Origin of the sequence: Paenibacillus sp. MCAF9, assembly GCF_052114265.1 — a bacterium.
Classification (GTDB): domain Bacteria; phylum Bacillota; class Bacilli; order Paenibacillales; family Paenibacillaceae; genus Pristimantibacillus.
Genome location: NZ_JBFREL010000004.1, coordinates 446550 through 459201, shown reverse-complemented (window position 1 = coordinate 459201; position 12652 = coordinate 446550). Strand labels below are relative to the sequence as shown.

9 protein-coding genes and 1 riboswitch are annotated in these 12652 nt (G+C 43.4%); of the genes, 1 reads left to right on the top strand and 8 read right to left on the bottom strand.

Translation table 11 applies throughout. The features are described 5' to 3' along the window. Positions 1-132: 132 nt before the first annotated feature. From AB4Z45_RS10050 to AB4Z45_RS10020, 7 genes are all read right to left on the bottom strand, one after another. Complete coding sequence (locus tag AB4Z45_RS10050) at positions 133-3807, bottom strand: S-layer homology domain-containing protein (RefSeq protein WP_441909027.1); 3675 nt, start codon at positions 3805-3807, stop codon at positions 133-135. A 163-nt stretch (positions 3808-3970) separates the two neighbouring features. After that, positions 3971-4702 (bottom strand): hypothetical protein, encoded by a 732-nt coding sequence (locus tag AB4Z45_RS10045; RefSeq protein ID WP_441909025.1) that lies wholly within the window; start codon positions 4700-4702, stop codon positions 3971-3973. Positions 4703-4956: 254 nt separating this feature from the next. Then, positions 4957-5670, bottom strand: a complete 714-nt coding sequence (locus AB4Z45_RS10040) for an IMP cyclohydrolase (protein ID WP_441909024.1) — start codon at positions 5668-5670, stop codon at positions 4957-4959. Between the two features lie 59 nt (positions 5671-5729). Beyond that, positions 5730-5809, bottom strand: a riboswitch (ZMP/ZTP riboswitch). A gap of 196 nt (positions 5810-6005) precedes the next feature. Further along, complete coding sequence (locus AB4Z45_RS10035; protein WP_441909102.1) at positions 6006-7244, bottom strand: S-layer homology domain-containing protein; 1239 nt, start codon at positions 7242-7244, stop codon at positions 6006-6008. Between the two features lie 112 nt (positions 7245-7356). After that, the gene (locus AB4Z45_RS10030) at positions 7357-8775 is read right to left on the bottom strand and encodes a DEAD/DEAH box helicase (protein WP_441878912.1); all 1419 of its coding nucleotides are present in this window, start codon (positions 8773-8775) and stop codon (positions 7357-7359) included. A gap of 25 nt (positions 8776-8800) precedes the next feature. Next, positions 8801-9574, bottom strand: a complete 774-nt coding sequence (locus AB4Z45_RS10025) for an SDR family NAD(P)-dependent oxidoreductase (RefSeq protein ID WP_441909022.1) — start codon at positions 9572-9574, stop codon at positions 8801-8803. 77 nt (positions 9575-9651) lie between these two features. Further along, on the bottom strand, positions 9652-10113 hold the full coding sequence (locus tag AB4Z45_RS10020; RefSeq protein WP_054028542.1) for a chemotaxis protein CheX: 462 nt from the start codon (positions 10111-10113) through the stop codon (positions 9652-9654). Between the two features lie 166 nt (positions 10114-10279). Between AB4Z45_RS10020 and AB4Z45_RS10015 the strand changes: the two genes are divergently transcribed. After that, a complete protein-coding gene (locus AB4Z45_RS10015; RefSeq protein ID WP_441909020.1) occupies positions 10280-11290 on the top strand; it encodes a zinc dependent phospholipase C family protein in 1011 nt (336 codons plus the stop codon). 42 nt (positions 11291-11332) lie between these two features. Here AB4Z45_RS10015 and AB4Z45_RS10010 read toward each other — a convergent pair whose 3' ends face one another. Then, complete coding sequence (locus tag AB4Z45_RS10010) at positions 11333-12331, bottom strand: HRDC domain-containing protein (RefSeq protein ID WP_441909019.1); 999 nt, start codon at positions 12329-12331, stop codon at positions 11333-11335. Positions 12332-12652 lie beyond the last annotated feature (321 nt).

Here is a 12652-nt window from a genome sequence, read left to right as displayed (position 1 = left end):
CGAATTATCGGACTAATATCAAAGAAAGCAATGATTTGTGTACAAAAGCAAGGAGCATGCACGAAAACGAAAAAAAATGGGCAGCCATTGGCCGCCCATTCTTTAAACACTATGATTTGCCTTCATATCGTATTACTTTGAAAGCAGATTATAAAGCACTTGTGCCACTTGAGCTCTCGTAGAAACATCTTTAGGGCTCAGCTTTGAATTGTTCCCCGTAATGATGCCGCCCTCAACTAGCACCTTGAAAGCGTCGGTTGCATAGCTCGCGATTTGAGCGGAATCACTGAAGCTGGACACCGCAACATTTGTCTCTGCTTTAGGCAATTCACCAAACACTTCAAGTGCACGATACAAAAGCGTAAATAGATCTTGACGTGTAATTTTGCTATTAGGGTCAAACGTATTGCCTTCTACACCTTTCGTAATACCCAGGCGCTTAGCAGCTCCCAAGTAATTCGTATAGTAGGTATTCCCTGCATCATCAAAATTAGCTGTCTCTTTCTCATTAGGCTCGATGCCGTATGCTTTCAATAACAAGACGATGAATTGACCTCTCGTCACTGTCGCATTCGGGCTGTAATGGTCCTCGTCTGTACCTGTTGTAATGCTTCTTGCCGCAAGGAATAAAACGGCATCCTTATACCAAGCTGCATCCGATACATCTTTAAAGCTTACTTTATTGTATCCTACAATGTACTGGGAGAAATGTGTCGTAACAAAGTTTACCGTTCCTGTACCCGCGTTGTATTTCCCGCGGATCGTTTCCAAGCTGCCGGCATCCGTTACATAGTAGACCACTACAGCATTTGGATCTTCTCCGGCTTTTAAAGAATAAGGCACACTAACTTGCACATTGCTGCCGCCAAAGCTTGTAAGCTGGGTAGTTCCTGCGAATACGGAGAAATCATATACCGGTCTGTCACCCAAAGCCTCCTTGCCTTCGTCAGTTAGCTCTACTTTCGTAATAATAATGCTGATGTCACCCGCTTCAGCCGAATTGCTGATGCTTTCAATTGCTTTTGCGTTAAAAACGACAGTGCCAACGCCAAGATTGGCCTTCACACCCGCATTTGTGCTTGAAGCTACTTCATTAAACGATTTTCTTGGAATGCTCAGCTCTACAGATTTAGTTTGAGCTGTTGCTTCAACCTTAAGCTCGACGACAGAGGTTTTGCCTGCTGCTTCCGCTTTCTTAGCAAGCTCAACTAAGCTTGTAATAGAAGCTGCGGTTGCTTTCGCTACGGTTGCTCCTGTCGCAGCATCGGTTGTTGCTGTTATCGTTACTGTTGGTGCTGTACCATCATCGTCTCCACCTGCTGGAGGTGTAGGTGTAGGCGTTGGATTTGGGCCATTGTTTCCACCACTTGGAGGGGATACATAATTAGGTACAATGACATCTAGCACTGCGCCGGCATTATAGCCTTCCTTAGCCGCAAACCTCACGTTGTAAGTTCCAGATGATAAGCCAGTAATAGATGGCGCTGTTGCCGCTTGATAGGACTCAGCTCCTGACAGCTTGTATTCAAGTGCTGTCGTTGTTCCTGTAATTTGTCCATCATTATTAGCTGAAGAGGTAGGAGCTACACCCGTCAAGCCTGATGGTTCCGACTGCTCTTGTAGAGCAAACGCTTTGATAACGATATCAATTGCTGGGCTTGCACTGAATCCAGGTTTAGCTGCAAATCTGATATTGTAGGTGCCTGCTGCGAGACCAGTGATCGCTGGTTCTGTTGCTGCTTGATAAACATCCGTTCCATCTAATCTGTATTCTAGAGCTGCAGTCGTTCCTGTAATTTGTCCATCGTTATTAGCAATCGTTGTCGGTGATACGCCTGTTAAGCCAGTCGGCGCTTCTTGCGCTTCCTCGCCGTAAGCCGGAATAACAACCTCTACTTTAGGGCTTGGGCGATATCCTTCTTTTGCCGCGTAACGAACATCATAAGTACCGTAAACAAGATCTGTAACAGACGGTTCTGTTGCACGAATATAATCGGATAACGAATTAGACAGCTTGTATTCAAGCGCTGTCGTCGTTCCAGTAATTTTACCGTCATTGTTAGCTGATGTCGTTGGTGCAACACCTGCCAGCCCTGTTGGTGCAGCTTGGTCTTGAATAAAGGATGGCACCACTACGTTTACAGCTTCGCCCGCTTTGTACGAAACAGCTGCGGGAATTCCTGCTGTATGAGGACCATTGTATCCAAGCTTGGATGCATATCTAACATTGTAAGTACCTGGCACTAAGTTAGTTATTGCATCACCAGTTACAGCCTTGTAATCCGTTTCATTTTCAAGCTTGTATTCAAGCGCTTTGCCTTTCGTTCCTGTAATTTGACCATCATTTTCATCGGATGAGGTTGGTTTAACCGCTGTCAGCCCTGTAGGTTTGGCCTCAACTCTTGCAAATAGGCTGTTCAAAGCATTTGTATAATTTTTGTAATTCACACCAAGTCCGCCGCTGCTTACATAATCAGGTTGAATATTGGTCCAAGAATACATCAATTCAATATGCCCAAGAATTGGAGCTCTGTTGCCATCAACATCCTTGTTGTCTTTGTTATATTGAAAGAGGTATGGAACTTGCGCTTTGCTTGCGATTACTTCAACGCCGTTCTCATTCGTATACTTTACATTGTCTTTTGTTTTTACGTATTGTGTTTTAATATCAGGCAAATATTTGTTAATCAAATCTACATACAGATTGGCGTAAGGATGATTCGTATCTCTTGTTTGAAAGAATGTTCCGTTATGGGGGTCAGCGTTCGGGTCTTTATAAAGATCCAGGATCGAAATTCCCGAATCCAGCTTGGTGTCCCAAAAATAAACTTTATCAATGTTATTTTTTTTCGCATATTCGTTAACAAACTTAATGGCTGCTTGTGTATTCGGGCACCAAGAGCCGCCGAACAAGATCGTATAATTCCCTTCGCTCTCGAGAATCTTCGTCAATTGGTGATAGGTTACATGTTCAAATACGAGCTCTCCGTCCGATTCGTCAAAAATAACCGTTTCTTTTTTGTTAATGATTGATCCGTTTCTATTGAAAGCTGCTTTGATGGAATTCGAACGGTTAATCGTATCAAATGAAGTGATTCCTTCAAATACTTGACTCACTTTTGCTTTGTAAGCATCTACTTTGCTCGCGTCCAAAACGCCATTAGTTAAGTAATCGCTCCACACATTTGTTGAAGCCAAAGAGGAAACAATTTTCTTTTTGTTATACACAAACAGGAATGGTGCTTCAATTTTTTTCGCTGAGCCTTCTGAAATTACTGCGCCCTTGCTGTCTTTTTTCGTATAGCTAACGATATCTCCTGCTGGAAGTACTTCATCGAGGTTCGTTAAATATTTTCTGACCAGCTCGACATACGCTTCTGCAAAATCAAAAGTGTTGTTGCCAACTTTGATTTCTTTCGTTTGCGTTTCAGCAATCTCTAGTGATTTGCCATCTAACCTTGTATCAAAGTTATAGATGGTTTTTACACCATATTGCTTTGCCACCTGATTAATAAAGCCAATATTCGCTTGTGTTTTATCGCTCCAAGCTCCGCCAAACAACACAACATATGTGCCTTCGCTGTCAAAGAGATTAATAATATCTTCATACGTTACCGTTTGAAGAATATGGTTCTCATCATCCAAATGATCATACACATTATTAAAATAGTTATAATGGCTGGCGCCGCTATTTACTAGAGTTTCCGAAGCTGGATTGGCATTAACGATATTGGCAGCTGGCAAAATTAATAATGCAGCCAATATAAGAGCTAACCATCTTTTGGATGTATTAAATTGTAATTTCATGTTCATTCCTCGTTTTCATCAAATTTTGTCGATGTGCCAAGTGTGAAATATGTATTCTCCACTAGTCGCTTCAAGATCTCGTGCAGGGAGCCGGTCATAAGAGGCTGATCTGCCTCTTATGGCCACCCCCATTTCATAATTCATGAATACGTATTTCTTGTTTCTAGCAGATTTCTTCTTCCGTCGTCGATGGTGCTGGCTGTTGACCTTCGGAAGACGAAGATGATGATGAAGAGGAAGAAGAAGGAGCCTCTGAGGATGATGGTGCTTTCGGCTGTACCGTATCTTTTTTCACAAATGAGACCGATTTAGATGGCTTCTTTTCTTCTTTTGCAGCTGGCTCTGCTGGTTTCGATTGTGTTTCTTCTTTCGCAGCAGGTGCTGCTGCTTTTGGCTCTTCTTTTACAACGGCTGCAGCTTTAGGCTGGCTTTCTTCTTTCACCGTCGTTGCTGCTTTAGGCTGGGCAGTCTCTTTCGGCTGAGTCGCTGTTTTTTCAACCGATGTATTTGCTTTAGCCGCAGGCTCTTCCTTTGCTGCTGCCGCTTTAGCTGCAGGCGCCTCTTCCTTCTTATCTACAGCAAGAGTAACTTTGGATTTATCTTCTTGTTTCGCATCTTCTTTTTCTGCTTCAGGTTTATTAGCCTCTATCGTGTCCGCCGTTTTTGCTTGCGGTTGTTTTTCGCCTTCTGCTGCAGCTGTGTTTACTTCTGATTTTTTCTCTGTGTCAGAAACGGTAATGATTTTGGATTGATTCTCTTCTTTTGCTTCGGTAACAATTGCAGCGTTGTCCTTCACCGCAGGCGCACCTTGCGCCTGTTTGGCAGATACGACAACATAGGTTAGAGCTGAGAAGGCTACTGTTGCAGAAATTAATGTTAGTGTTAGTTTTTTCATGATTGTAAACATCCCTTTCGCTTCGCTCTTTGAGCTTTTTTGTTTTTTTGGATAAAAAAAGGAGACCCAACAAGGCGCAGAACTGCGCTCCTATTGAATCTCTGGTGGTCCAGTAGATTATCTTCTTTTGTCATCCTACAAAATGGTTTTTCAACTCACTTTGAATATATTCCTATATTATTCCTCAAAAACGACCCTGTCAACGATTATTTAAATTTTTCCCATCGTTTTTGTCGGAATTAATTATAGAGACACTAAAACGTCTGATTTTTATTTATTATTTTAAATTCCACCTTACGATCATCGGTATGAATAAACTTCACAAGCAATGAAATTTTATGATCTGCGTTTATGCTGCTCCAGTAAAATTGAGCCGTTTCATCCATTGAATCAAATAAAGGAACCTCCAGCGGTTCACCTTCAAAAGATCTCAAAATACCATTTTCTTCACCTTTATAAGTGTGAATGCAATGACCTATCCCTTTTGTAAAAGAGTCGTAATGAAAGAAATGACGGATGCAAAATGACGGATCGTTTTGCCTTGTTTTCAAAATGGACAAGCTGTACAAAGCTGATTCAGTATCAATAATACCGGAAATACGCGGTGTATAATGGGGAGCATCCGGTTCAAACTTTCTGCTTTTTAATGCATCTTCAAACGTTGCACTTTTGCCATAAGCTTCATAGATGGTTTCAGTCTGATCTCCATTGGAAATGATATGCATCCCATTCATACTCTTTATCGGATCATAAATAATCAATGAAGGGTCTTCCATTTTTGCCGCATCATATGCTATGTTTCTTACAAACTGCTCATTGCGCTCAAAGATTCGGTTGCGACTGTTCGCGCTTCTGCCCATTATCCAATACACTTGAACAAAATGTTTTCCTGACGGGCTCATCCCCACGATTATTGTTCTACCAGGATACGGATTATTAAATAACTGATCTTCATAGGACTGCAACATACTCACCTCAACCTTTTTATTTTATCTGAAAATAAAAAAAGCATTTGATCATCGATCAAATACTTTGCCCAGGCGCACGACATATGAAATAGGTGCTCCCTCGTGGTCATCCACGTTTACGCCAGTTGCACCTACCTGAAATTTACATTTATTATAGTTCGATATCGCAATTGAAATCAAGCTCTATTTCTAACGAACTGTTTCGTGCTTATTATGCAGAAAACTAAGCGCTGCTGGATTCGTAAGCTATTATATTGATTGTTGAGCAATGGAAAAAGGGCTGTTCCAAAAGTAGAAAAATCTACTTTCAGGACAGCCCTTCTCTTATTTAAACCTTATTTCACTTCAATTGATTTAACTGTGCCATTGTCGCCTTTTACTTGTACATATTGACCAACCTTCAGCTGCGAGGAGTCACCTGTGATGACTACACTTGGATCAATGCTGAATGTTGTGACAACTGCCTGTGAGTTTTCATATCGAGTAATGAGAGAAACCGTCGTCAATTTCGCCTGATTGTTGAACGTTAATGTATTAATAATTCCGTTCTCCGAGAAAGCTGTACTAACAGGAGCCGACTTCGTTACTTCAATAAATACGATACGATTGAGATACGTACGAACGAGTACCTCATCACCTGCTCGGAGTGAGCTCACTGGCGATTTTTTATCATCTCTGAAAATAAACACATTCGAATCTAATGCTAGTGAAACCTCCGTGTTATCTCCTTTAACAACCGTCAGCTTGCCATCAGCAGGAGCTGCTTTTAGCTTGCCTATAATGGCTTGTGCATCATGATTAGGCATTTCCGTATCTGTACGATCGAGAAGCGCTGCCAGCTCTGCACGGGTTACTGGTTGATTAGGACGGAACGTTTTTCCATTCTTATCATTGTAGCCGGTAATAATGCCTTTCTTCAAAGCAAGAGCTACATAACCTACTGATCCAGCAGGGATCTCTTTTGCATCCTTAAAGTCAAGCTTCGTATTATTGAGCGCCTTCGCTTCGTCTTCCAGTTTAAGCGCTTTTACGAGAAGAATCGTAGACCATAGCCTTGTCGCGTTTGCTTCCGGTTTCACTTCCGATTCAGTCTCAGAGAATAGATCGTTCTCCAGCGCTACTGCAACGTAACCAACAGCCCAAGGGTATTTTTTTGCGATTTTATCCCCGTCATTAAATTGCAAATCCGTTTTCATTTTATCTGCTGATTCCGCTTGTGAGCGAAGACCCATCAATCTGACAGCAGCAGTCAACGTTTCAATACGGTTGATTTTCTGATTAGGCTTAAATGTACCATCCTCGTAGCCAGTAAATACGCCCTTTGACGCTAACCGCATAATGTATTCCATAGCCCACTTCAGATCGTCCTCATCTTGGAATTGCCATGTTACTTTATGTTTATCGTCCTTGTCATACTTGTCATCCTTGTCCTCATGACGGCCTTTATCATCATTACGATCGCCATCATGCCCTTTGCCTTTACCGCCATCTGCAAAAGCTGACGTCGCACCGCCCGCAAGCATCAGCAGCGCAAGCGAAGAAATTGCTGTCTTTTTCCACATTGTTTGTTTCATCAAGAAAGCCACACTCCTTTTTCGATTGCGGGTTTTGCCGCATTTTTTACCTTCGCCCATACGTTTCGGGAGAGGCAGATCGATTTAAGAGGGTGGCTTTCAAAATAAATTTTTATGATTGTTCCTTATCGGCCTCGCGTTTAGCTTTCAGCCACTTAGGAGCACCTTTGTTTTTACCTTCGCGCTTTCGCTCCACTTTCTTAGGAGCAGGCTTCGCTGCTGGCTTTGGTTTCGGCGGAGCAGTTACTGCTTTCGTCTCTACAAGCTTCGTTTGTTTCGGAGCAGCAGCTGCACTTTTATTCTCTGCAGCTCGCTTCGTTTGCAACGCTTCTGAGCGATCTGCAAGCTTTGCTTCATGACGAGCCGCAAACGGTTTTGTTGCTTCTCGCAGCTCTTCCTCGCTAAGAAGCTTTCCTCTGAACATTGTCCGTTCTGTCAATTCGATGCCCAGCTGCTTGCGGAATTTCTCCATAATAAACAGCTCCTGCGGCGTAACAATGGAAACGACTGTACCAGGACGTCCCATACGGCCCGTGCGTCCTGCACGATGCACATAGTGATCCGCATCCGATGCAGGATCAAGCTGAATGACGAGCGGCAGACCTTCAATATCAAGGCCTCTAGCCGCAACATCCGTCGCTAGCAGCAGCTGGCAGCGACCCTCGCGAAAACGTGTCAATGTTGCTGCACGGCGCTGTTTATCCGCATCCCCATACAAAGCCTCAACAGTAAAGCCTTCATAGCTTAGTTTCGATTCCCAGTTGGAAATGTTGTCGGTATCATTTAGGAAAAGCAGCGCAGAGGCCGGGTTCAGCAAGCGAACAAGTCTTCTTGCCGTATCGGTTTTATCACGCTTATCGCTAACGATAAAGTAATTATCGATCGTTTGTGATACGGTATGCTCCGGCGTAACCTGAATGCGTTCCGGGTTTTTCATCCAGCGTCCTTCAAAACGAGCCATTTGATCTGGATATGTCGCGGAGAAAAAAGCAATTTGGTGTTCTTTACCGACACTATGCAAAATGATCTCGACCTCTTTTGTCGAGCCGAGCTGAAATACTTGATCCGCTTCATCAACTACAACATTTTTCACATCATTCAGCTTGAGCTTGCGCAGCTTAAGCAATTCGTGAATTCGCCCTGGTGTACCAATAACCAGCTGCGGGCGCAGCTTCAATTTCTCTACCTGCCGCTTTAATGCAGCTCCGCCAATCAATTGCTGAACGCGAATGTTCAGCGGCTCCGCGTACACTTCTGCTACACGAACAATTTGCATCGCAAGCTCCTGTGTTGGAGCCAAAATAATCGCTTGAATCGCGCTTGAATGCGAATTAAGCTTCTGAAGAAGCGGCAACAAATACGCAAGCGTTTTACCTGTGCCCGTCTGCGACCTCGCTGAAACGTCGCTTCCTCCAAGCAGTATTGGAATCGTATTTGCCTGTACATCGGTTGGTTCAATAATTCCATTTGCTGTGAGCTTATCCGACAGCAGTTCATTAATTCCTATTTCATACCATGTGTGCTTACTCATTTTTAATCCTCTCTCATTTAAACCTTTATTTTCGATTTAACATACCGCCGAATAGCCGATCAATGGTTCGCGGCAGCATTTGATATAGTTTAATACCAAAAGCTGCGGTTTTCGGCAGGTCAAGCTCGGCTTTTCTCCGCTCGATTAAACGAATGATTTTTTTGACTACATATTCTGGCTTCATCATAAACCAATTGACATTTTTAACGTAAGAGCCGGAAGGATCAGCCAGCGAGAAAAAAGGCGTATCTATTGGACCTGGATTAACCGCAGATACCTGAATTCCCTGCTCCCGAAGCTCCATGCGAAGCGCATTAGTAAAGCCAAGCACAGCATGCTTTGTGGCTGTGTAGCTGGTTGATTTGGCAGTGCCTATTTTGCCTGCTAAAGATGCTATGTTTACAATATGTCCGCTTCCTTGCTTTACCATATGAGGAACAACTGCCTTCGTGCAGCGTACGATGCCTAGGTAGTTCGTGTCCATCATTTGCTCAAAGCTTTCCACATTCATGCTCATAAAATTCTCGAATTTGCCGTAGCCAGCGTTGTTCAGCAATACATCTATTTTACCATATTCCGCAATGACAGCTTCTACTGTTCGCTTCACCTGTTCATTATCGGTCACGTCCATCTGATAGAACGAGCTTTTCCCCTTTATTGCAGCGGAAATCTCCTTTAGCTTCGAGATGTTGCGTCCAGTCAAAACTGGGATCGCCCCCCGCTCAGCCAGCATTTTAGCCATTAACGCTCCGATTCCGCTTGATGCACCGGAGATGAAAATCACTTTGCCTCTTAACATCCATCATCACCCATTTACAATTTTACTTGATTGGTATTGCAGACGCAAAAAAAGCTCCCTAAGGAGCCATTTCTATGCTAAGATGCGATTAAAACTTGGATGTCGAGTTCTCCAATGCCTTCCATTATCAGTGGAATCGTCAACGCTTTTTGTGCGGTGAAGCCAGCTGATTGAGCAGACTGGATAACCTTCGGCGGTGTAATATCTACTCTCACCCCTTGATTAAACAGCATCGTACTCGCATTTCCGCTAATCATATTGCCAAGCTCAGAAATAGCACTCTTCACGATTTCGTCGATTTCAGAAATTACGTATCCGCCCATCATCGCAGAAACCATTTTCATAGCTACCTCTTCGCTAAGCCCGAATACAATGTCACCGTTCATCTGTCCGTTGAGCCCAATTTGAATCCAAATATAGTTCTCTACAAACTTGATATCCTTGAGACCTAGTTCTCCAGTCGCTGGACGTATTTGAACGACTTGCTCAATCACGATTTTTGCAGATTCAAGAAACGGGTTAATGTACTCTGCCTTCATAATGAAGATACGCTCCTTTTCGACAAAATTCGCGCTTTGTCTTGTTTAATTTATATTATACTTAATTCACTAGGACAAGTATACTATAAATAAAATATATGTATCTTTAGAACTATATTTTAAAACGAAATCTGTAGAATATTGATAGGAATGGAGGTCCTCTTCTATGCCTAACGTATGGGCTCACTTCATTTTTGGACAACTTGTATTCGAGCGGCTTAGCGAATGCGCACTAATTGAATCAGATGAGAAAAAAAATATATTTAACATGGGATGCCAAGGACCTGACTTTTTGTTCTATCATCGTTTTTTCCCTTGGCAGCGCAGCATAGCCTTAAATCGTTTAGGAACGGAAATGCATAACCGCAATTGCGGACCGGTACTTGTCGAAATGCTGGATAGTGTCGTCGGCAGACCCGCCTGCCCTAAACGTCCTGATTCTTCTATCCTATACACACTGGGATTCGTATTGCATCACATTCTTGATCGTAATCTTCATCCTTATGTATTTAGCAAATCAGGCTTTCGCAAATGGGATCATCAACGTTTTGAAATTATGATGGATACGATAATAGCGCGTGAGCTTTGGGGAATTGAAACGTGGAAAACTCCAGTCTGGAAGCATATCGATACGAAGGGAGCATTTCCAACAACCGTAGTGGACGCTTTCGAGTCGATAGCTGCCCTTTATTATGAAGAGCTGGCCCCGCTCATTAAACGTGAGGATTGGAACCAAGCGAATCGTGATTTCACTGCCGCGCAGCGTTTATTTCATGATCCGACCGGCATACGAAAAATACTAACATTTGGACAAATCGAGCCTTTTACTTATAAAAGAGGGGTTATGCCCTTTGACGTATTAAATGTAGAGGAGCAGCCTTGGCTTGATCCTGTGGACGGCGCCACCTATCACAATGAGAGCGTTTGGCAGCTATGGAATCAAGCGTTAGATGATGCGGCCGAGGTTGTAAGCGCTATCCTCATTTGGCTAAGAGCCTATGAGCAGCCGCAGTTTACAAAAGAGGAGCGTTATCATGTACGTCTCCTGCGAGAAGATGCCATCGCCCTTATAGACAATCGTTCCTATGAAACTGGACTTCATTGCGACTTTAATACTACAATCCGTTTTGCAGACACGGTTTGGACTGACCAAATCGGAATTATGAAGGCTCCTTGAGTAATGAAGGAGCCTTCTCCTGTCTTTCTTTTTCTAAAAAAACTATACAGCCTTACTTGTCAGGCTTCTTCTAAAACGCAGCCTTATGAGCCTCAAGCGCTCATAAAGGACATCAACAGGCTTATTCAATTGCGAAGCTTCCAAAGTGCCATATACTTGCTGCAATACCGGCTTCAAATATTTATCGCCGACCAGCGAGAGAGCATCCCATACCAGCTGCTGCTCATCATCTGGCATCTCAACGAGCTCCCGCGTAATCAGTGATTCCATATCGTAACCCTCTTGTTCTAATTGCTCGATTCGATCCATTAATTCGCGCCTTGACAGTTCTAGCTCCACGCCAAGCTGTTCAAGCGATCCACCCTGCTGTACCGCCGTCAAAATATGTTTTTTTGCCTGCTGGCGATCCATCTGAGATTTATATTTTGTTTCCTTTTGCTTATAAAGCCACTGCGTATAGGCGATTGAATCTAATTTGTCACTTACCCATTGCAGCGGAAACTCCGTTTCACGGTCAGCCTCACTTGTAATCTCCAGCACTTCTAATCCATAGGATGCATGCTTGGCGCTTCCCCAACCGGGAATTTGTGCTAATTCATCTGCCGTCTTCGGAACAAAGGCGCTGATCATCCACAACATGCGATTAGTAGCGACAAGATAAGCCGAACGCTTCTCAGCAATTGCTTTCGTACGCCGCCATTCACGAAGCTTCTGAAAAAGTTCTTGATTGGCATGAAGCTCGCCATAGCATTGAAGCATAGTTACGAAGCTGCCAGTTGTAGAACGGCGATCGTCCAGCATGCCATCGATAATAGGCGCGTACCCTTCCCCCATGACCCTTGCAATGCCATGACGGAATGCCACAATCATTTCCTCCCATGACGTTCCTTCAAACCAAGTGATCGGATCTTCGCTCTCCTCATTCAGCTCCACCCACAGCACTGCCCAAATGCCTTGATTCTCACAGATAGATAGCTGCGCGCTATCAATGCGCTGGCCTTCTCCAAGCTTCTCGAACGTGTTCAAAAATACGATTTGCATGTTTCTCATTCCTCCAATAAATAGATGTGGTCGCGAATCGGTTGAAGGCAAGGAAAGCGTCCGAACAATTAGGGAGAATGTCGGAAAACAACAAAAAGCACCTCCTCTGCCTGCGGCAAAGGAGGTGCTTCCTCACGTTTAATGATTCGATTGCTTTCATGCTATCATATTGATTTCTTTATTACAAGCATTTTGTTGCTGCAAAATCATGCTCTCAAGCTTCCTTCATAAGACCAAACCTTTAATAATTACAGTACTCTATAAACTTTATAGGGTAGGAACTCTGAACGATACAAGGTAAAGTTTTGGTGAAGTCAATTT

Excerpts from the sequence above, each read along its gene's own strand:
- AB4Z45_RS10050 (WP_441909027.1), bottom strand. The coding sequence starts at position 3,807 with ATGAAATTACAATTTAATACATCCAAAAGATGGTTAGCTCTTATATTG.
- AB4Z45_RS10045 (WP_441909025.1), bottom strand. The coding sequence starts at position 4,702 with ATGAAAAAACTAACACTAACATTAATTTCTGCAACAGTAGCCTTCTCA.
- AB4Z45_RS10040 (WP_441909024.1), bottom strand. The coding sequence starts at position 5,670 with ATGTTGCAGTCCTATGAAGATCAGTTATTTAATAATCCGTATCCTGGT.
- AB4Z45_RS10035 (WP_441909102.1), bottom strand. The coding sequence starts at position 7,244 with ATGAAACAAACAATGTGGAAAAAGACAGCAATTTCTTCGCTTGCGCTG.
- AB4Z45_RS10030 (WP_441878912.1), bottom strand. The coding sequence starts at position 8,775 with ATGAGTAAGCACACATGGTATGAAATAGGAATTAATGAACTGCTGTCG.
- AB4Z45_RS10025 (WP_441909022.1), bottom strand. The coding sequence starts at position 9,574 with ATGTTAAGAGGCAAAGTGATTTTCATCTCCGGTGCATCAAGCGGAATC.
- AB4Z45_RS10020 (WP_054028542.1), bottom strand. The coding sequence starts at position 10,113 with ATGAAGGCAGAGTACATTAACCCGTTTCTTGAATCTGCAAAAATCGTG.
- AB4Z45_RS10015 (WP_441909020.1), top strand. The coding sequence starts at position 10,280 with ATGCCTAACGTATGGGCTCACTTCATTTTTGGACAACTTGTATTCGAG.
- AB4Z45_RS10010 (WP_441909019.1), bottom strand. The coding sequence starts at position 12,331 with ATGCAAATCGTATTTTTGAACACGTTCGAGAAGCTTGGAGAAGGCCAG.